Here is a 20430-nt window from a genome sequence, read left to right on the forward strand (position 1 = left end):
AAGAGTGAGTAGGATAGAGGCAAATCGGATCAAAACGGCAATTGCACCCTGGAAGCTTGAATGCGCGACTTTCTGAAAAATACCCTCGCTACTGTATTGGGCTTATTGATCTTTTTGGGTCTGAGCATCGGTGGGCTTTTAGCGATTATGATTGCGATCGCAGCCCGTGATACAGGTCCTCAAGTCAAAGACAAGTCCGTATTGGTGTTTGACTTGGGAACCAACATTACCGATGCGAAGCGCAGCACTAGCTCCAGTCAGGCATTAGGGGACGCGCTCTCAGGCAGTGCCACCAACGACACGATCAGCCTCCGCGCCGTGCTAGATGCCATCAACGAGGCAACCCGCGATCCTAAAATCGTTGGCATTTACCTGTATGGAGACCAAGAGAGCGCTGGTGGTGCCGGGTTTGCCACGCTTAAAGAAGTGCGAGAGGCGTTGCAGCGCTTCCGCGCTTCCGGCAAAAAAATTATTGCGTACGATATCTCATGGCAGGAACGGGAGTACTACCTTGCATCGGTGGCAAACACGATCGTCCTCAACCCCATTGGCTCCTTTGATCTCAACGGACTGAGTTCCGAATCGATGTTCTACGCGGGCGCACTGAAAAAGTTTGGCATTGGCGTACAGGTAACGCGTGTTGGCAAGTACAAATCAGCGGTCGAGCCGTTTTTGCTCACAAAGCGCAGCCCCGAAAACCGTGAGCAAACCCAGCAATTGCTCAACGATCTGTGGACTGAGTTGCTGACAACAGCAGGCAAAGACCGCAAACTCACTGTGGCGCAACTGCAAACCATCGCTGACACCCAGGGCACTTTGATGGCAACCGATGCTCTCAAAAGTCGCTTAGTGGACAAACTAGCGTATCTAGATGAAGTCGTCGCCGACTGGAAGCAAGTGGCTGGTAGCGATGAAAAAAACAAATCGTTTCGGCAAATTAGCCTGAAAGCCTACGCCAAAGTTGCTGAAGACAAAGTTGACAAAGGCGCTAAAAATCAGGTTGCTGTTGTTTATGCAGAAGGCAATATCGTCAGCGGTCAGGGTGGAACAGGGGATGTCGGGGGCGATCGCCTTGCTAAACAACTCCGCCAACTCCGTCAAGATAACGACGTGAAAGCAGTGGTGCTGCGGGTCAATAGCCCTGGTGGCAGCGTGACGGCTTCAGAAGTGATTCAACGGGAAGTCATCCTTACTCGTAAGGCAAAGCCGCTGGTCGTTTCAATGGGTTCTGTCGCCGCATCGGGTGGCTACTGGATTTCGACCTACAGCGATCGCATTTTTGCTGAACCTAACACTATTACAGGCTCGATCGGGGTATTCGGTGTGCAGCCTAATTTTCAGGCGATCGCCAACGCCAACGGCATCACCTGGGATGCCGTCAAAACGGGACGCTACGCCGATAGCCAAACCACTTCCCGTCCCAAAAATCCGCAAGAACTGGCAATCCTGCAAAAATCGGTCGATCAAATCTATGACCAGTTCCTCACCAAAGTCGCCGATTCCCGCAAACTGCCTAAGGCTAAAGTTGCCGAAATCGCTCAGGGACGAGTGTGGTCAGGGCTAAAAGCCAAACAGCTTGGCTTGGTCGATGAACTGGGCGGCATTGAGGCAGCCATTCAGGATGCTGCCAAACGCGCCAAACTGGGCAATGATTGGCAAGTTGAAGAATATCCCAAAACACGTGGTCTAGAACGGTTCTTTGAGCAACTGGGGAACGACGCAGCGGCTCAGAGTGCCTCGCCTCGCGATCCGCTTACAATCCAGGTCGAAAAACTTCAGGCAGATTTAAACGCACTCAAAGCGATGAACGATCCGCTAGGGGTTTATGTCCGCCTTCCCTTCAATTTCAGAATTGATTAACCCTGTTCGTTTAGTTCGCAGAAGCTTTACCTTTACTCAGTCATAACTTCATACAAAGCCAGTCATCTCTGTATATTGTTTAAGTGTATGGAGTCTGCTCTTGCGATCGCTGACTGTACTAAAAATTAAGGTTTGATGTAACCCCTGTTCTCCAGAGCGTGCAATGGCTCACGTAGAGAATAGTCTCTCACTGAGGTGAATGCTGGAACGCGACTACTCTGCCCAACTACTTGAACTCTCGTGTGCTGGTACCAGAACTCATCTTTATCTTGCTGCAACAGCGGTGCTTGAAGGGCGATCGATCGCATCTTTCCGATACCTCGCGTTAATTGAGTGTAATTTTAATCGCGGCGAGAACGCGCTGGTTGAACCCTGCGATCGCGCTTTTCAACTGACTTAAGCTGTTAGGTTTTGTACCCTTCATGTGCAGCCGTCTCAGTTTCACTCACCATACCTGAGCCTCAACTTTACGCCTGTCTGCGAAAAGTTGTAGCGCGCCCAACCAGTAACCACTGTGATTGATGGGTGTCATCAAGCTTCCCTGCTTGCAATTAGCAAAGAAACCAACTTTTGCTCTACCGCGTCGCTACAAGTAAGAGTGCTTGCTGAGAGGCTGTTTGAAAAGTGTCTGGCGGTTAAAACCGCGACTACATTAACAAAGTCCGCCTGCGCGGACTACCTCAGCACGAGGGTTTTGGAACCTGCGTAGGCAGGTTTTGTGCGTGTAGCCGCGACTTCAGTCGCCAGAGCTACACGCATCTGGACTTTTAAAACATCCTCTGAGCTTTGCTGTGCACTAGCTGCTTAGGTTTTAGCTTTTTCAACCTAACCAGAGACCACATGTAAAGGTGATCCCACATCTATAATGTCCAATCTTAAATTTGGTAGGCTCCGCTTGGGTAGGACTCGCTTTAGCCGTTTTGCCGTTATTGGTTTTGGTCTTGCGCTTGTCGTTGTGGCTGTACTGACCTTTGGTCATGTTCAGTCATTACTTTGTTCGATAACCAAGCCCACTGTACAAAAATCAGGGACAAGTCTACTACCTGCGACTGTGAGTGATCCGGTTCGCTATGGCATTGGTCTGCAACGCACAATGAACCTGCTGCGTACTAGCACTCCTGAACATCGCAATACGGTTAAGATCCTTTTTTATGGTCAGTCCATTACGAAGCAAAATTGGTGGCTAGAGATTGCCGATGACTTCAGGCAACGCTTCCCCAATGCTGACATTATTTTTGACAATCGCGCGATCGGGGGCTTTTCTAGCTCACTGCTCGTCCGCACTGCTGAGCATGATCTGTATCCGTTTTACCCAGATTTGGTCATCTTCCACGCCTATGGTGGGCATGGCGATTATGAAAAAATTATTGCCAATATTCGCCGTCGTACCACGGCTGAGGTTGTACTGGTTTCAGACCATGTTGACTGGCTGGCAACGGGCACAAACGCCGATGATTCAGATGCGGTCAAACGGTACAAATGGCATAACAAGCACTCCAATGAGTGGCTGCCTGCACTCGCTCAAAAGTATGGCTGTGAACTAATCGAGATTCGTAAACCGTGGGAGCGCTACCTTAGGGATAACAAGCTTCAAGCTCAGTCGTTATTAAGAGATGGCATTCATCTGAACGCTCGTGGCGATAGTTTGATGGCAGATCTGGTGGGAAACCATTTACGCAACGTACCCCAACTAACTTTCAATCCATCCAAAGAGACTGTGAAGCGCTACGTTGTTGGCAGCGATATTCAAATTAAAGACGGCAAGCTTGCACTAGAGTTTGATGGCAACCGCGTTGATCTAGTGCGAAACACCAAGGCTGACAAAAATCCTGGGTTTGCCCAGATTCTGATTGATGGTAAGAGTCCCTCAACGCTACCTGACCTTTACACCATCGGTCGCCCCAGTAATGCGATCGGTGTTGAGTGGCCCTCCATTCTGCATGTGACAGCCAAACAGCCTCTGGTCGCAGAAGATCGGCTATTGGTGGTGACAGCAGTCGATACAGAGACCCAAAAAGTTAAGTTCGATGCGTTTGGCTCTAAAACCGGGTTTGACGGTCGTGGCGACAGTGACCAAACCTTTGTGTCCGACTCTGGGCGAGTTGTGATCGAGCCGCAAGATTGGTGGCTAAAGCATGCGTATCAACTCTCTAATCAAATGGTACCCGTTGGCTTTCAGATTAAGTGGCGTGTCGAACCATTGTTCTCGGATACCTATGCTGTACCAGATGCGATAGATCCATCCCACGAATCCGTGACGCTCGCTGCTCAAAATCTCAGCAATGCTAAGCATACACTTGAGCTTTTGCCAATCACTTCAAACGATTCATTACCCCAAGAGATTCGTGTGTACCGCCCTCTGGTTCAGTAATGTAGTACCGATAGACCAGATTGGAGTAGCACTGCTTCAACTCTAGCTTCATGAGCTACTATGAGTAAGAGCGCCACAGGGAACTCTTGTGGTCTCTTCTGGCTTCGTGAAGTTTTAACTTCGTGAGAAGTGGGTTACGCCCACTTTTTTTATTGGTACTCATGGCTCATCCGCTGATTCCACAAATCATTGATCTGGCTCATCCACTGGCAGACTCTCTTGGCTTGCAGGTCGTTGGGGCAGTTTTTCACACCAACCAACAGCCTCCCATCTTACGTATCGATATTTGCCATCCTGAGCGCGATACAAGCCTGGAGGACTGTGAACAGTTGAGCCGCGCCTTGGAGTCAACGCTGGATGCCACAGAAATTCTGCCAGAGGCTTATGTGCTAGAGGTTTCCAGCCCTGGTATTTCTCGCCTGCTGACAACCGATCGCGAGTTTATTTCGTTTAAGGGCTTTGCCATTATCCTGACAACGGCTGAACCCTACGCCGGACAGCAAGAATGGACGGGACAGCTAATTCGACGGGATGAGAGCACCGTTCACATTAACCAAAAAGGACGAGCGATCGCCATCCCACGTGCACTGGTCACCAAGGTTCAACTAGACGAACGGCGGTAGTTCAGAAATCAGAACTCAGGAGCCAGAAGATTTAACTCAGAACTCTTCCCTTAACTCCCCATCTCTTCATCCCCCCATCTCTTCATCTCCTCACCCCTTTTTCCCAATTCCCTCACACTTACGGAGACTTCCCAATGTCAATGGTCACCCTACCCGGACTCAGAGACATGATTGATAGCATCAGCCGGGAGCGAAACCTGCCCAAACTGGCGGTACAGGCAGCGCTGCGCGAGGCATTGCTCAAAGGCTACGAGCGGTATCGTCGCACTCAGCGAATCGATAACCCCAACTTTGACGAAGAGTACTTCGCCAACTTTGAAGTGGAGCTGGATGTGGAAGAAGAAGGCTTTCGGGTGCTGGCAGCGAAGACGATCGTGGAGGACGTTGAAAATCCTGACCACCAGATTGCACTTCAGGAAGTCCAGGAAGTTGCTGCTGAGGCACAACCTGGCGATACCGTTGTGCTAGACGTAACGCCTGATCAGGGTGACTTTGGGCGCATGGCGGCGATTCAAACCAAGCAAGTCCTTGCACAGAAATTACGCGACCAGCAGCGCAAACTGGTGCAAGAAGAGTTTCAGGATCTCGAAGGCACTGTTTTGCAAGCGCGGGTGCTACGTTTTGAGCGGCAGTCCGTCATTATGGCGGTGAATAGCGGCTTTGGACAACCAGAGGTCGAAGCTGAACTACTAAAGCGTGATCAGCTTCCTAACGACAACTACCGGGCAAACGCAACATTTAAGGTCTACCTGAAAAAGGTTTCTGAAGGCGCACATCGAGGACCCCAACTGCTGGTATCACGAGCGGATGCTGGTTTGGTGGTCTACCTGTTTGCCAACGAAGTCCCCGAAATCGAGGATGAGATTGTCCGTATTGTCGCAGTTGCTAGAGAAGCCAATCCACCGTCTCGCTTCGTGGGTCCGCGGACCAAAATTGCGGTCGATACAGTAGAACGTGATGTTGATCCCGTGGGGGCTTGCATTGGAGCGAGAGGCTCACGAATTCAGGTGGTCGTTAACGAGCTACGCGGTGAAAAAATTGATGTCATTCGCTGGTCTCCTGATCCCTCAACCTACATTTCCAATGCGCTGAGTCCAGCACGTGTTGATGAAGTCCGCCTAGTTGATCCCGAAGGACGGCAAACACATGTGTTGGTACCCGACGATCAACTCAGTCTGGCGATCGGCAAAGAAGGGCAAAATGTGCGTCTGGCAGCCCGTCTCACAGGCTGGAAAATCGACATTAAGGACTCTGCGAAGTATGACTATGAAGCAGAGAACCAGAAGATTGCAACCGCACTGGAGTCGCGTCGTCGATTACAACCCGTTGAGTCTGACGAGTACGACGACTACGAAGACGAAGACGAACCAGAGACTGCTGAAGAGGCATACGTCGCTCCTGAGGTTGCCACTGAAGACGATTTCTTAGACGACGAGCAGGCAACAGGTGCTGCGGCTGACGGCTCTGGGGTTGAATCGAACGACGCTCTAAAGCGTCCCTAAGCGGTTGCTCATGGTGGGTGTGAATGAAGCCAAACTATCGACGCTGTGTTAGCTGCCGCAAAGTCGCTCTCAAGGAGGAATTTTGGCGCATTGTGCGACTCTCATCTCCTCAAGCGCACACCTCTTCCTTGGTAGAGTTAGATCAGGGTATGGGACGATCGGTGTATCTCTGCCCCCAAGCAACGTGCTTAAAACTGGCACAAAAAAAAGATCGCCTGGGGCGGGCACTCAAAGCGCCAGTGGCTGACCAGTTGTACCATACGCTCTGGCAGCGCTTGTCTAGCGATCAGGCGAGGCATCAACCGGAACAAACGCTTCAGTAACGTGAGGGTGACGATCGGCAACGCAAAAACCAATTTCAGTCTCTTGCTACCGGAACAGGGTAAGATAAACGCCTTGTAGGGAAAAATTAACTTTGCACGGTGACTGCGTTCAAAATGACAGGTATTGGCTAGACTGATAGCTGCGGTTCCAGACTTTAAGAGGGCGACTGTACACTTTGATCTGTTATAAGCCAGCGATTCGTTGCAAGCCAGCGGTGCTCCCCAAGCAGAGCACACGTATTTTACAAGCGAGATACCGTATTAGTGAGCGGTTTCATAGATCTCTGCTGTATCGATTAGTTGAACGATCGAGCGCTTGCTTGATGCCAGATCGATGGCGTTCCTCAACCCGTGGAGGCGCAGAGAAACTAGGGGACTAAAGACGATATTGACATGACGTAAAACCAATGTCGTTGTTCCCAAAGCGCCAAACCTAGAACCACACCTTGCGGCAGTTTTGACCAAGGTAAGTTAGTGTGAGGATGTTAGCCAGTACTGGCTGTAACCGTTGCATCAAAACCAGAAACCCAAATCAAGCCAGTGTCGTCAGATTTGTGCAAAATTAGAAGAAGGAACTCTTTGCAGCCTTGGGCATCGCCCATCGCTTTTTGGGACTGTTGTAATGAAAAGCTAGAGTCACCCCCGACCGGAATCAGTAGGTCTTTAGTTCCCCCTTGGGAATAAGTTCAATTTGAATCCAATGTCGTTTTAGTCAAAGCAGCAGGCAATTATGTGAAAACAGGATAGGTAGCGAGGGCAGAGCGGATGAATAATGGCAAGGTCAGAATTTACGAGTTATCAAGGGAATTGAATTTGGACAATAAGGATTTATTAGCCGTTTGCGAACAGTTGAACATTTCAGTAAAAAGCCACAGCAGCACCATTACTGACTCCGAAGCTGAGTTGATTCGCACGGCTGCCGAGACGTACACTGCCAAGCCCCCCTCTCCTGCCAAGTCTGCCCCATCCCGCAATGGGGCTAACTCTCAGACGGCGGAGGCAAAAACGAAAACAGCAGCTCCAGTGCAAAAGAAGCAGCAGATTCTTGAAATCCGCAAGCCCGTTATTCGTCAAGCGCCCAGTCCAGAACCTCCTAACCCACCTCAACCCAGTGCTCCTCAGCCCACTGCAATTGAGCCAGCGCCAACGACCCCGGCACCGACGAAGCCGTCGGTACCAAGCCGTCCTGCCCATCCTGCCGCTGCAAGTGTGCAGGTAGAACTGCCAGTCAGTCCTGAAATTGACACCCCAGCATCACTACCCGACGATCAGCCGCAAGTACCCGATAGTAGCTTCCATGAGGAGACGGTTGCAGCGCCAGCGATTCATGTTGAAGCGCGCGATCGTCCTTTAGCTGTAGTAGAGAGCCAACCTGAACTTTCAGTACCGCCAGCGCGACCAAGCACCTCAGCCAACACACCTCGGGTTAACCTTGCCAACCGCCCCCTCTTAAAGCGTTCTCGAGCAGATCAAGGTCCACAGACCGTTATCGAGTCAGAAGAGCCAGCAAGAGACGCTAGCCCTGTAGCTGAACACGATGCAGCCTTTAAAGCACCATCGAAACCAGCTCCAGTGAACCGCGCCCCAGGACCGGTTAAACCTGCCGACGGTCGCTCGGCTCCCCGACCGCAAACGATCGTCGAATTGCGCCGTCCGCCTCGCCCCGTGCGTCCTGGTGAAGGCACGGCTGTTGAAGGTTCACGCGTGGAGGGAGTGGTTCTACGCGGCAACCGTCCAAGTGCGCCGTCAGCACCTACTGCTGCTGCCCCTGGAGGCGTTGCTTCTCCAGATGTGCAGCTCCAAGCACGACCCGCATTGCCTCGCACTAAAAAGGCTAAAAGTTGGCAGGAGGAGGAAGAGGAAGGGCGCGAAGCTGAAAAAGCAGCCAAGGTTGCTGGCAAGACGAAGCGCCGCACTCAGGTAGCGGTCGACGAAGATGAAGACGATATCGACAACCTCTTGAACAAAGATGGTGAGGCAGCCACGCCGATCAGCCTCTCTTTGGTGCGCCCTGCAAAACCGAAATCAGCGCGTGCGACTCAGGTAAAAGCACCCGCGGCAGCACCAAGAGCGAAAAAGACCTCTAGCCCACGCGATCGCCGCGATCGTCGTGAACAAGAAGTCAAAATTGAAAAGCCAGAGAAGATTACTCTACATGGCGGTCTGACGGTGCAAGAGCTGTCTTCCATCATGGAGATTCCCGATACCGACATTATTCGCACCTTGTTTATGAAAGGTATTGCGGCGACGGTCACTCAGACGCTTGACATCGGCACGGCAACCATGGTGGCGCAGGAACTGGGAGTCGAAGTTGAGACTGGACAGCGAGAAGCCGAAGCGAAAAAAATCACTGAAATGCTGGATGCGGGTGATCTGGAAAAACTCCAGCGCCGTCCACCAGTCGTCACCATTATGGGGCACGTCGATCATGGCAAAACAACCTTGCTGGATTCGATTCGCAAAACCAAGGTGGCGCAAGGCGAAGCGGGTGGCATCACGCAGCACATTGGCGCTTATCACGTCGATGTCGAGCACGAAGGCAAGATGCAGCAGGTTGTCTTCTTAGACACGCCTGGTCACGAAGCGTTTACTGCCATGCGGGCACGTGGTGCAAGGGTCACAGACATTGCGGTGCTTGTCGTTGCCGCTGACGACGGCGTGCGTCCGCAGACGATCGAAGCAATCAGCCACGCCAAAGCGGCAGAAGTGCCCATCGTGGTTGCCATCAACAAGGTGGATAAGGAAGAAGCACAGCCCGATCGCGTGAAGCAGGAGCTAACCGAGTACGGTCTAGTACCCGAAGAATGGGGTGGCGACACTGTAATGGTGGCGGTCAGCGCCATTTCAGGTGAGAACCTGGATACGCTGTTAGAAATGATTCTGCTGGTCGCTGAAGTAGAAGACCTTTACGCCAACCCCGATCGCTCTGCAAGAGGAACGGTGATTGAGGCACACCTCGACAAGGCGAAAGGTCCTGTAGCGACTCTGCTGATTCAGAATGGTACGCTGCGGGTGGGCGATACGATTGTTGCGGGTTCGGCTCTGGGCAAAGTACGGGCAATGGTAGACGATCGCGGTCAACGTGTGAAGCAAGCCGATCCCTCCTTTGCGGTTGAGGTCCTTGGTTTGGGCGACGTACCAGCCGCAGGCGACGACTTCCAAGTCTTTGAGGATGAAAAAGAAGCTCGTTCGATTGCATCTGACAAAACCGACGAGCAGCGCCAATCTCGACTCCTACAGGCAATGTCTTCACGCCGCGTCAGCTTGAACACGATTTCTGCACGCGCTCAAGAAGGTGACCTCAAGGAGCTGAACCTGGTCTTGAAGGCAGACGTGCAGGGTTCTGTAGAGGCGCTTCTCGGTGCGCTGAAGCAGCTCCCTCAGAACGAAGTGCAGGTGCGAGTGCTGTATGCCGCTCCTGGTGAAATCAGTGAAACTGACGTGGATCTAGCAGCAGCAAGTGATGCCGTCATGATTGGCTTCAACACCACACTGGCAACAGGGGCACGTCAAGCCGCCGATCGTGCTGGGGTTGATGTCCGTGAGTACAACATCATCTACGCACTGCTTGACGACATTCAGGCGGCGATGGAAGGTCTACTCGAACCTGAACTGATTGAGGAACCGCTTGGTCAGGCTGAGGTGCGGGCAGTGTTCCCGGTCGGACGCGGTGCGGTAGCTGGCTGCTATGTCCAATCTGGTAAGCTCGTTCGCAACTGTAAGGTGAGGATTCGTCGCGGCAGCGAAATCGTTCACGAAGGCAACCTGGATTCGCTGAAGCGGATGAAGGAAGATGCGCGTGAAGTGAACGCTGGCTACGAGTGTGGTATCGGTATCGACAGCTTCAACGGCTGGAAAGAAAGCGATGTCATTGAGGCATACCGCATGATTACCAAGCGACGGACACTGTCACCGAAGTAATCAACGTCTGATACTAAAGATGGGTAACCCTAGGGTTACCCATCTTTCAATTTTCTTTAACGTGTACTGATTGCTTCGTTCGCTCGATCGCCCAATAAAAAAGCCACGCAAATCGCGTGGCTTTCTTCGATCATTAGTGCTCTATTACTGCACTATGCAGCAGCTAGATTCTTAGCGGCAAAGTCCCAGTTGACCAGGTTATCAAGGTAGTTCTTGATGAAGGCTGGACGAGCATTTCTAAAGTCGATGTAGTAAGCGTGTTCCCAAACATCAAGCGTCAGGAGTGCTTTTTGTCCGTGAGCCAATGGGTTTTCAGCATTAGGGGTTTTGGTAACCTTCAAGGTGCCACCATCGTCAATCAGCCATGCCCAACCGCTGCCGAATTGAGTTGTTGCAGCAGTCGTAAAGTCTTCTTTGAACTTGTCGAAGCTACCAAACGCGCTGTCGATTTTTGCTGCGAGGTCACCAGTCGGTGCACCACCACCAGTGGGGGCAAGGCTATTCCAGAAGAAAGTGTGGTTCCAGACTTGAGCTGCATTATTAAAGATGGTCGCCTTGGAAGCATCTTTAAAAGAGACTTTGATCACCTCTTCAAGCGATTTGTCAGCTAGTTCAGGCGCTTTTTCTGCGATCAACTTATTGAGGGTATCGACATACGTCTTATGGTGCTTGCCGTAGTGGTATTCAAAGGTCTCAGCCTTCATACCATGAGATTCTAGAGCGTTAAAGTCGTAGGGGAGGGGAGACTGTTCAAATGCCATTGTGTTCTTCTCTCTATCTAAATCTGCGTTGAAGTTTAAAGCTTGCTAGCAAAGCCTTGTGCCTGCGCTGCTTTATGGTTGCGATCGTGCTATCTCTATCGACTACAGGAGCCTGAGAGACCTATAGAAACAGAACTTAACGCTCAGATTCTATCGCATAAGCACAGATTAAATCAGGCTTTAGTGCTCCCTCTGAGGATAGAAATTAATCCCATCACAACAGATGAATAGTTTGTTCATCTAGCTACTATTAGCGGATGTCCAGCGATTTAGCCAATCATTAGACTGGAAGCTATGAAGCAACGAAAGGCTCGGTTAGCGATTGCCAGCGTCAATATTGACATCAGTTCTCAGGCTTTTCTAGTGGTAAGTGTAAAATCGAACGCTAGCGATGTTAGGAAACGGTGACTTTTGCTTCGTTGTCAAAGTGATCTTAAACGCTGGTTAGCCTTACCACAAAGAGTTATAGCGATCGAGAGCAACTGAAGCAGGCGTAAAATGCAGCTAGGTAGCGACAAGGTTCTCTATAATTTTGGTAAAGGCAGAGACATTTCGTCCTGAACTGAACTATTGAGTCTACTTGATTTGCCTCCGGTTCTTAGTCAAGCACCCTTCCCAGCCCATCTCGTCACGCTGGACAATGGGTTAACGATCATTCACCAACATCTATCGGCAACTTCAGCGGCAGCGGTTGATGTTTGGGTTAAGGCTGGCGCGATCGCCGAACCCGACGCATGGACTGGCATGGCACATTTTTTGGAGCACATGATTTTCAAAGGTACCGAGCAGATGGCTCCTGGTTCCTTTGATTTAGCGATCGAGCGACGGGGCGGCACTACGAACGCCGCTACCAGCTACGACTACGCACATTACTTCATCAATACAGCGGCACAACATCTGGAAGAAACGTTGCCCTACCTGGCAGAGTTGCTGTTACATGCGGCAATCCCAGACAGCGAATTTGGACGCGAACGGCAAGTCGTGTTGGAGGAAATTCACCAGTCTTACGATGACCCCGATTGGGTTGCGTTTCAGTCACTCAATGAAATGGTGTATCAGCGACATCCCTATGGGCGTTCCATTTTGGGTACTGAAGAGACGCTAATGGCACGATCGCCCGCTGAAATGCGTCAGTTTCACAACGCACACTACCAGCCTGAGAATATGACTGTAGTTGTGGTTGGCAATATCACCTGGAACGCGACGATCGATCTGGTCAGCCAGACCTTTCAATCGTTTGCTCATCCGCTTGACTGCCCTCGCCACATACCCGAAGCCGAACCACCCATTACTGATATTCGTCGTCAAGAAATGCACTTGCCGAGACTAGAGCAAGCACGGTTGATAATGGCATGGATCGGTCCGGGCGTTGATTCTCAGTCCCAGGATCTAGATGAGCAATTGCAAGCTGCCTATGGGTTAGACCTCCTTTCGGTGCTGTTAGCCGAAGGACGTACATCGCGTTTGGTGTGGGAATTGCGTGAAGAACGTAAGCTGGTACAGGCGATCGGTAGCAGCTTTTCACTCCAGCGCGAATCAGGGCTGTTTACCATCAGTACATGGCTCGATCCAGAAAACCTGGAGCGCGTCGAGGCAATCATCTGCGATCGCCTCTCCCAACTGTCTGTCACGCTCATTTCTGAAGCCGAGCTTGCCCGCTGCAAGCGTCTGCTTTGCAATGATTACGCGTTTTCAACCGAAACTCCCAGTCAACTGGCTGGACTGTACGGTTACTACAGCATTCTTGCTAACCCTAGAATTGCTACCACGTACGTGCAACGGATTCAGGCAATCCAGGCTACCGACCTTCAGCGCCTTGCTAATCGCTACCTCTCCCCCTATCACTATGCGGCGACAGTGGTTAGACCGTTATGAGGGAAAGCGCTCAACGGTCAGCTTGTCGTGCTTAAGCCGCCTCTATATTTGTTTAAGCTTGATATTGAAGCCCAATTGGGTTGGCTGTTAACGCTACTCAAGCCACGAACTGCACCAAACGGCAGAGACTCTGCACACTCTACTGACTACTGATAGCTGACTACTGATAGCTGACGGCTGATAGCTAATAGCTGACCGCTCTTCGTCTAGCTGACCGCTCTTCGTAATTAAGGATGACTTCGTGAATTTAGGTATCAAACACTCTCCCCAGACCCGCATAGTACTTGCAAACGGCATCGTGGTTTTGGTGTGGGAAAATCCCTCCGCAGATATTATTGCTGCGCGGCTCTTCATTCGGGCAGGCAGTCAGTGGGAAGTATCGCAATCAGCAGGGCTATCGCATTTGCTGTCGGCTGTATTGACAAAAGGAACCGAGCAGCGATCGTCGTTAGAAATTGCCGAACAGGTTGAATCAGTGGGTGCCAGCCTCGGTGCCGATTCAGCGACAGACTATTTTCTCCTGAGTCTCAAAACCGTTTCCGCCGATTTTGCCGAGATGTTGGCGTTGGCAGGGGAATTGCTGCGATCGCCCAGTTTTCCGCAGTCAGAAATCGATCTGGAACGCCGCCTCACCATGCAGGCAATTCGCTCACAGCAAGAACAACCGTTCTCGATTGCCTTTGACCAACTGCGGCGGATCATGTATGGGGAACATCCCTACGCACTGTCTGGTTTAGGCACTGAAGCAAGTGTCGCGCAGCTTGAGCGCACTGATCTCCAGCGCTATCACCAGACTCACTTTCGCCCTGATAATCTCGTCATTAGCCTCTCTGGTCGCATCCAGTCTGATGACGCGATCGCCCTTGTGGAAAAAGTGTTCGGTGACTGGCAAGCACCCGCTACGCCTTTACCTGTGCTCAACTTACCTGCGATCACGTCTCAACCCGTGAGAGCCGCGATCGCTCAAGAAACGCAACAGTCGATCGTCATGCTGGGTTATCTGGCACCGCCTGTCGTCAGGGAGGGGGCTAAAGGAGACGAGGACATCCACCAGTCTCTTCAGAACTACACAGCGCTCAAACTACTCAATAGCTACCTGGGCAACGGACTTTCTAGTCGGCTCTTCGTCGAGCTGCGGGAAAAGCGTGGTCTTGCCTACGATGTGTCTGCCTTCTATGCGCCCCGCCTCCATCCCGCGCAATTTGTGGTCTACATGGGCACGGCTCCTGAAAATACAGCGATCGCGCTTGATGGTCTCAAAACTGAAGTCGATCGTCTGCGTACACACCCCTTTAATTCTGAAACCTTGCAGGCAGCTAAAGATAAAATTTTGGGGCAACATGCGCTGGGCAAGCAAACTAACGCTCAGATCGCCCAAACCTTTGGCTGGTATGAAACGGTTGGCTTGGGCATTGGCTTCGATGCACAGTTTCAAGAGCAGATGAGTGCCGTCACGATCGCAGACACTCAGACTGTGGCAGATCAATATCTCGTGGAACCCTATATCTCTTTGGTTGGTCCGGCTGACGTTGTAAAGGAATAATTCGCGCCTCCATAATTCTACGGAAGGGTTTACCCACAGCCTGGAGAAGGCTAGAAGAATTACTGAATACACCGCAGCATCAAAGCGATAGGCTGTGTTTCAAAGGGTTTACCTCAGAACTATCGGGTGCGTCTGGTCAAGCGCGTGTATAGCATTGACCCCAGCTAAACCAATCAACCGGATGAGACGCGATCGACTGTGAACAGTAGGCTACGACAAGTCATAGTTCTACAGTCCCTCCTGGTCTAGCCCGTCACTCCGGTCTGAGCGTTTCATCATTCCTTAAAAGCCTGAACCGACTGAGTTCGGTCACACCCAAGTAACGACATTATGAACAGCGACTTTGCAGCGACAGAGACAACGCCTGCATCTTCCCGCGAGACAGTGTTTCCGGTTGAACCTAAGCCTCTAGCGGTGGAAACCGCCAGCACTCTGCTTGCTGGTGGCGACACGCTTGTTGCCGATGTGGCACACACAATGGCAGAACGGTTACTGCACCAGGGCTGCGAACAATATCACACAGGGCAATTTGAAGCAGCACTAAAATTATTTCAGCAAGCGTTTCTGCTCTACCGCGATCGACAGGATGAGCACGGTCAGGGGAAAGCTCTGAGCAGCCTGGGCTTGACTCATTACAGCCTGAGAGATTACGCCAGAGCAATTAAATACTCCCAGCAAAGCCTGGAAATCGTGCAAAAGCTGCAAGACCGCCGCAGCATTGTGAAGATCCTTGGCAATTTGGGTAACGCGTATCGCCATCTTAAGGAGCAGGCAAAGGCGATCGAGTGTCAGCAGCAAAGCCTGACCGTAGCGCAAGAAATTGGCGATCGCCGAGGTGAGATGGCAGCGCTGAACAACCTGGGTTTAGCCTACAAAGCGCTGGGCGATCACGCAGCTGCAATCGGCTATGAAGAACAGAGCCTGATTATTGCGCGGGAACTGCAAGACGACCAGATCGAGGAGCAGATTCTGAAAAACCTGGGCAATGCCTGTTATGCCTTGGGCAGCTACACAAGAGCGATTGATTACTATCAGCAACGGCTAGTGCTGGCGCGTGAACTCAGCGATCGCCGCACTGAAGGACAAATTCTGCGGAATTTAGGTAACGCCTGCTACGCACTCGGCGACTATGATCGCGCCATTGAGTACAGTAAGCAATGGTTAACGGTCTCCAGAGAAACGCAAGACCGTCGTGGTGAAGAACAGGCGCTTGGTAGCGTTGGCGTTGGGTACGATGCTTTGGGCAATTATGCCAGAGCGATCGATTACTACGAACAACGGTTAGCGATCGCCCACCGCATGAAAGATCACCGTATTGCCGAACAAGTTTTGGGGAGCCTCCGCGTTGCCTACTATGCGCTTGGAGACTATACCAAAGCCACAGACTGCACTGAGCAGCGCCAAGCACTTTTGAAAGTAACGTGAGTCCGCGATCGCGATCAAATGCCTGTGACGAATCTCGACGCAACCCTGAACGTTGTACCTGAAATGGAGAAGAATGAGAGGAGTTTCTTCATTACAACGCTATGAACTGGTTCGCACAAGCTGTTATCGCAGGAGTGACATCATTTGTAGCAACTAATCTTGATGACATCTTGATTCTGATGCTTTTCTTTGCTCAGATGAACGCTACTTTTCGTCCTAAGCATATCTTTATTGGTCAGTACCTTGGCTTTACGGTCTTGATTGCACTGAGTTTGCCAGGATTCTTTGGTGGCTTGGTGCTACCTAAGATGTGGATTGGGCTATTGGGTTTGGTACCGATCGCGATCGGTATTAAGCAATTAGTAGACCAGAAGAACAACGAAACAACAATCCAGCTAATGTCTGATGACATTAAACAGCCCCAAGCTGGTCAACCAATACTTTCGAGCCTTGGCAGCTTACTTGCGCCGCCAACATACCAGGTTGCTACCATTACCATTGCCAACGGAGGGGATAATGTCGGTATCTATGTGCCGTTGTTTGCTAATAGCAACCTTCTCGAGTTAGGAGTCATTCTTAGCGTTTTCTTTGTCATGGTTAGCGTCTGGTGTTGCATCGCCTACCAGCTAACGCGTCACCCAATTGTTGCTCAGAATCTCACTCGTCACGGTAGCACGATCGTCCCCTATGTCTTAATTGGTTTGGGCATTTTTATTCTGATTGATGGTGAGACGTATCGGCTCTTGGGATTGTAGATTTAACACAGTGCGTTGAGCTTTTTCTACGTTTGTCACTCTACAGGGCTACTCGTTTCAGTGAGATAATGACGAACATTACCACTCACGTAATCTTGAATACTCATCACGATCGGAAAATTATTGAGTCCATGCTCGACCAACGCTGGCACCTGGGCTAACGTCTCTACAATGCTATTGGCAACGTTATAAGTTGAGTCGTTGCCATAGTGGAGAGTCAGATATTCGAGCAATTCCAAGGCATAATCGGGAAAATCAAGCGCATCGGCAATACAGGCTAGTTTCAAAAGATTAGCGGGTGTTTTTAGTGGCGAATCGTCTGATTCTGCTAGCAAATCACGGAAATAAAAAGCATCACCCCAAAGCACTTGACCAGAATTTGCTGCTGAAGAGATGGGCGATCGTGCCCGTGGTTGATGTGTTGTTGCTAACTCAAAGAGCGTAAAACCTTGAGCGCGGAGATAATGATCCAGATCCGCAAATAAGGGCTGACCGACATAAAGAGGTGCAAATTCAACTTCTGTTTGAACGGCAAGTACGCCATTAGCTACGGTCAGCGTTGCCCCTTCTAAAACGTGTAAATCTGCCCCTTGAACATCAATTTGCAAAAAATCAACGGCAGGAATTGCTTCTGCTTGGCAAGCTTGATCAAGGGTTGTGGTATTGAACGTCAGGGTAAAGTCTTGACTCATCAGTTCAAGAAGATTAGCAAATCTTGCCAAATATGGCTCATTGGGTGGATAGAGTGAGCTGCAAAAAGGTGCCTTAGTAACGTAGAGAGTTGCTTCACCAACATCTTTACTCAGCGCAAGAGGAATATGTCTCTCTTGCCAATTAATGCCCCTTGCTTCTAACTCGGTGTTGGCTGCATGGCAGGCATCTGCATCCGCATCGAAACCGTAGATCGATAGATTTGGTATAAAGGGACTCCAAATATTGCTGGCAAAATCATCTTCAGGATTAAGCTTGCGCGAACCGACACTCACGATCGTTAGATGAACGTCATTAAGATGATTGTTTTTCTTCAGAATAGAAAGTAGTAATGACACAGAGACCTCTTCATCGTTTGACTTTTAAATCGCTTGACTTAAACTTTACTCTCATGAATCATGATGACATTGAAACTCGTTGGCTTGGCGAGGGATATTCGCTACCTTAAAGCACCTGAATCCCGTGCTGTAGCAGTCCCAGATCAGTTGTGAGCGGAACTTAATGATGGAGCGGTCAGCGGTCAGCTTTTCTCTGTCTGCTGACCGCTGACGGCTAAGAGCTGCCATCAAGATGCTTCTCACAACTCATATAGGATCGCTATCTATAGATAAACGCTGAGGCTTTGGGGTTAATCGAGGGGCAGTTTAGACTGGAGGACTGCCCGTAGCGCTCAGATGGTAGGGGTAGGCGCATGGGGCGGAAGAAAGGGTGCCATCATCCTAGTTTGCCCTGCGATCGAGCTTCGTTACACACGTGCCATGCTTGGACGGCGAGACGCTTCAGAAACGATGATACAATGCCATCATTTTGTAATGGAAAGGCTGTGTCATTCCCCAAGCACTGTACGCTTTAAGACATAAATCAGTTAAAGAAACGTTTGAAAAGTAAAACGCAGACGTGAAAATTTAGACTCCATCGCTTGTTTGCGTTGACACTTCTACTTTTGGATGTGATGGCTTTTTCTACAGAATTGTTGTGGGCACTTATTGGTCTGATTCTGACGATCGGCGGCACCTTTTTAGAGGCGTTCGTGGCAACCCCAACGCTGGGTTCAATGAATGTCCAGACCCACTCTTTGGGAGTAACGTATCAGTTTGGGGCAGCTCTCCTGGTTGGGTGTCTGGGTGGTAAGAACGCGGCGGCACTCTCCCAAATTGCTTACATTCTGCTGGGATTAACCTGGTTTCCGGTGTTTTCTCAAGGGGGCGGTTTTGGTTACCTCAAAGAACCCAGTTTTGGCTACATTTTGGGCTTCATACCTGGCGCATGGCTATGCGGCTATTTAGCATTCAAAGCCTCAGCCAAGCTGGAGTCACTTGCGTTTAGCTGTTTGTGTGGGTTATTGAGCATTCACGTAACAGGCATCATTTACATGGCTGCAACCTATGGGTTGGGGCTGGTGAACATGAGGACTGGCTTACCGTTACAGCAATCTTTAATGAAATATTCGCTCTACCCACTACCGGGTCAATTTGCAATCGTGTGTGCTGTCACAGTGGTCGCTTTCACGCTACGTCATTTGATGTTTTATTGATAGCCTGAGAGGACAATGAGTGACGAGTGTTCTTCCAATCTGCTTCCATGCTGTTCAAAAACCGCTTCTTCTGGATCGCTGCTTTCATCGGACTGGCGCTCGATCGCCTGACCAAAATCCTATTCGTTACCTACATTTTCCCGCCCATCTTACACTTCACTATTCCAGTTCTACCGGGAGTATTTCACTTTACCTATGAGCTGAACCCTGGAGCGGCATTCAGCCTTTTCCCTGGCGGCTCCATTTGGCTACGCTGGCTTTCACTAGGAGTCAGCCTTGGGTTGATGCTGCTGGCATGGTCAAAAAAATTTACGCTCAATCGGTGGGAGCAGGTTGGCTATGGTTTGATTCTGTCTGGTGCGCTAGGCAATGGCATCGATCGCTTTCTGGTCGGCGAAGTCATCGACTTTCTCGACTTTCGGCTGATTCGCTTTCCGGTTTTTAATTTGGCAGATACGTTTATCAACGTCGGTATTGTCTGTTTGCTGATTGCCAGCTTTAGCCGATCGCCAGACTTAGAGGCTGGGAAGGAATAGTGCTATGGACTTGAGCGGTCAGCGGTTAGCGGTTAGAAAAAAGCTGACGGCTGGTAGCTGTCGCTTGCTTCCCAAAGGGTTGGCTAGTAGCCAATCAAATGTATGCCGTTTCTGAACGCTTTCTAGAGTACCAAGTCATGCGTAAATAAGTTCTAAATGCCCATGCTCAAGGACTTTGGAGAGTATGAGAGAGAAGAAATGGACTCAAGATCCGGCATGATAGGAAGGTAGGCTTTGTTAGGTAGAAATATGAGTGAAAGCAGCGATCGCACACTTCCTCACTCGCACCCAGTGGACTCTGACACGATGCGACTACGACCCTGGGGCACTGTCACGCTTTTAGAAGAAAGCAACCATTACCGCATCAACCGCATTGAACTGGCACCCAGCCAGCACATTAGCACTCAGATGCACTACCACCGCAGCGAACATTGGATCGTCGTTTCGGGCACGGCAAAGGTCATTTGCGATGGGCAGGAGACGATCTTGATGCAGAAGCAATCGACCTACGTGCCGATGTGTACACCGCATCGTGTCGAAAATCCCGGCGTGATTCCACTGGTGATGATTGAGGTGCAAAACGGCGAATATTTGGGCGAGGATGACATTACTCGTTTTGGGGATGATCCGGAGCGGGAAGAGACACACGGAGAGTAGAACGCCAAATTTGTCACTCAGAATGTCCCTCTC

The 20430-nt window shown here is 50.6% G+C and carries 16 protein-coding genes; 14 read left to right on the forward strand and 2 right to left on the reverse strand.

All coding sequences use genetic code 11. The features are described from left to right. The first annotated feature begins 60 nt into the window (after window positions 1-60). From sppA to infB, 7 genes are all read left to right on the forward strand, one after another. On the forward strand, window positions 61-1860 hold the full coding sequence (sppA, locus tag AC5JO6_RS02895; RefSeq protein WP_496079534.1) for a signal peptide peptidase SppA: 1800 nt from the start codon (window positions 61-63) through the stop codon (window positions 1858-1860). A 199-nt stretch (window positions 1861-2059) separates the two neighbouring features. Next, the gene (locus tag AC5JO6_RS02900; RefSeq protein ID WP_496079535.1) at window positions 2060-2260 is read left to right on the forward strand and encodes a hypothetical protein; all 201 of its coding nucleotides are present in this window, start codon (window positions 2060-2062) and stop codon (window positions 2258-2260) included. Window positions 2261-2911: 651 nt separating this feature from the next. Then, window positions 2912-4231 carry an SGNH/GDSL hydrolase family protein gene (locus AC5JO6_RS02905; protein WP_496079536.1) on the forward strand — a complete coding sequence of 440 codons (1320 nt, stop codon included), beginning with the start codon at window positions 2912-2914 and terminating at the stop codon, window positions 4229-4231. A 161-nt stretch (window positions 4232-4392) separates the two neighbouring features. After that, window positions 4393-4854 (forward strand): ribosome maturation factor RimP, encoded by a 462-nt coding sequence (gene rimP, locus AC5JO6_RS02910; RefSeq protein ID WP_496079537.1) that lies wholly within the window; start codon window positions 4393-4395, stop codon window positions 4852-4854. Between the two features lie 134 nt (window positions 4855-4988). Beyond that, the gene (gene nusA, locus AC5JO6_RS02915; RefSeq protein WP_496079538.1) at window positions 4989-6356 is read left to right on the forward strand and encodes a transcription termination factor NusA; all 1368 of its coding nucleotides are present in this window, start codon (window positions 4989-4991) and stop codon (window positions 6354-6356) included. Window positions 6357-6379: 23 nt separating this feature from the next. Continuing rightward, window positions 6380-6679: a YlxR family protein gene (locus AC5JO6_RS02920; protein ID WP_496079539.1), complete on the forward strand. Its 300-nt coding sequence runs from the start codon at window positions 6380-6382 to the stop codon at window positions 6677-6679. Between the two features lie 765 nt (window positions 6680-7444). After that, window positions 7445-10600, forward strand: a complete 3156-nt coding sequence (gene infB, locus AC5JO6_RS02925) for a translation initiation factor IF-2 (protein WP_496079540.1) — start codon at window positions 7445-7447, stop codon at window positions 10598-10600. 152 nt (window positions 10601-10752) lie between these two features. Here infB and sodB read toward each other — a convergent pair whose 3' ends face one another. Further along, the gene (gene sodB / locus AC5JO6_RS02930; protein WP_496079541.1) at window positions 10753-11361 is read right to left on the reverse strand and encodes a superoxide dismutase [Fe]; all 609 of its coding nucleotides are present in this window, start codon (window positions 11359-11361) and stop codon (window positions 10753-10755) included. Window positions 11362-11946: 585 nt separating this feature from the next. Between sodB and AC5JO6_RS02935 the strand changes: the two genes are divergently transcribed. The 4 genes from AC5JO6_RS02935 (at window position 11947) to AC5JO6_RS02950 (ending at window position 16959) form a co-directional block, all read left to right on the forward strand. Next, a complete protein-coding gene (locus AC5JO6_RS02935) occupies window positions 11947-13236 on the forward strand; it encodes a M16 family metallopeptidase (protein ID WP_496079617.1) in 1290 nt (429 codons plus the stop codon). A 241-nt stretch (window positions 13237-13477) separates the two neighbouring features. Continuing rightward, entirely contained in the window at window positions 13478-14779 is a 1302-nt protein-coding gene (locus tag AC5JO6_RS02940) for a M16 family metallopeptidase (protein ID WP_496079542.1), read from the forward strand. A gap of 330 nt (window positions 14780-15109) precedes the next feature. Then, window positions 15110-16204, forward strand: a complete 1095-nt coding sequence (locus tag AC5JO6_RS02945; protein ID WP_496079543.1) for a tetratricopeptide repeat protein — start codon at window positions 15110-15112, stop codon at window positions 16202-16204. Window positions 16205-16305: 101 nt separating this feature from the next. Continuing rightward, complete coding sequence (locus AC5JO6_RS02950; RefSeq protein WP_496079544.1) at window positions 16306-16959, forward strand: cadmium resistance transporter; 654 nt, start codon at window positions 16306-16308, stop codon at window positions 16957-16959. A gap of 35 nt (window positions 16960-16994) precedes the next feature. Here AC5JO6_RS02950 and AC5JO6_RS02955 read toward each other — a convergent pair whose 3' ends face one another. Then, window positions 16995-18008, reverse strand: a complete 1014-nt coding sequence (locus AC5JO6_RS02955) for an FkbM family methyltransferase (RefSeq protein WP_496079545.1) — start codon at window positions 18006-18008, stop codon at window positions 16995-16997. A gap of 614 nt (window positions 18009-18622) precedes the next feature. Here AC5JO6_RS02955 and AC5JO6_RS02960 point away from each other — a divergent pair. From AC5JO6_RS02960 to AC5JO6_RS02970, 3 genes are all read left to right on the forward strand, one after another. Further along, complete coding sequence (locus AC5JO6_RS02960; protein WP_496079546.1) at window positions 18623-19204, forward strand: biotin transporter BioY; 582 nt, start codon at window positions 18623-18625, stop codon at window positions 19202-19204. 47 nt (window positions 19205-19251) lie between these two features. Continuing rightward, window positions 19252-19740, forward strand: a complete 489-nt coding sequence (gene lspA, locus AC5JO6_RS02965) for a signal peptidase II (RefSeq protein WP_496079547.1) — start codon at window positions 19252-19254, stop codon at window positions 19738-19740. A 306-nt stretch (window positions 19741-20046) separates the two neighbouring features. Next, on the forward strand, window positions 20047-20397 hold the full coding sequence (locus tag AC5JO6_RS02970; RefSeq protein ID WP_496079548.1) for a phosphomannose isomerase type II C-terminal cupin domain: 351 nt from the start codon (window positions 20047-20049) through the stop codon (window positions 20395-20397). Window positions 20398-20430 lie beyond the last annotated feature (33 nt).

Source organism: Tildeniella sp. (assembly GCF_059505325.1).

Excerpts from the sequence above, each read along its gene's own strand:
- sppA (WP_496079534.1), top strand. The coding sequence starts at position 61 with ATGCGCGACTTTCTGAAAAATACCCTCGCTACTGTATTGGGCTTATTG.
- AC5JO6_RS02900 (WP_496079535.1), top strand. The coding sequence starts at position 2,060 with ATGCTGGAACGCGACTACTCTGCCCAACTACTTGAACTCTCGTGTGCT.
- rimP (WP_496079537.1), top strand. The coding sequence starts at position 4,393 with ATGGCTCATCCGCTGATTCCACAAATCATTGATCTGGCTCATCCACTG.
- nusA (WP_496079538.1), top strand. The coding sequence starts at position 4,989 with ATGTCAATGGTCACCCTACCCGGACTCAGAGACATGATTGATAGCATC.
- AC5JO6_RS02920 (WP_496079539.1), top strand. The coding sequence starts at position 6,380 with ATGAAGCCAAACTATCGACGCTGTGTTAGCTGCCGCAAAGTCGCTCTC.
- infB (WP_496079540.1), top strand. The coding sequence starts at position 7,445 with ATGAATAATGGCAAGGTCAGAATTTACGAGTTATCAAGGGAATTGAAT.
- sodB (WP_496079541.1), bottom strand. The coding sequence starts at position 11,361 with ATGGCATTTGAACAGTCTCCCCTCCCCTACGACTTTAACGCTCTAGAA.
- AC5JO6_RS02945 (WP_496079543.1), top strand. The coding sequence starts at position 15,110 with ATGAACAGCGACTTTGCAGCGACAGAGACAACGCCTGCATCTTCCCGC.
- AC5JO6_RS02950 (WP_496079544.1), top strand. The coding sequence starts at position 16,306 with ATGAACTGGTTCGCACAAGCTGTTATCGCAGGAGTGACATCATTTGTA.
- AC5JO6_RS02960 (WP_496079546.1), top strand. The coding sequence starts at position 18,623 with ATGGCTTTTTCTACAGAATTGTTGTGGGCACTTATTGGTCTGATTCTG.
- lspA (WP_496079547.1), top strand. The coding sequence starts at position 19,252 with ATGCTGTTCAAAAACCGCTTCTTCTGGATCGCTGCTTTCATCGGACTG.
- AC5JO6_RS02970 (WP_496079548.1), top strand. The coding sequence starts at position 20,047 with ATGCGACTACGACCCTGGGGCACTGTCACGCTTTTAGAAGAAAGCAAC.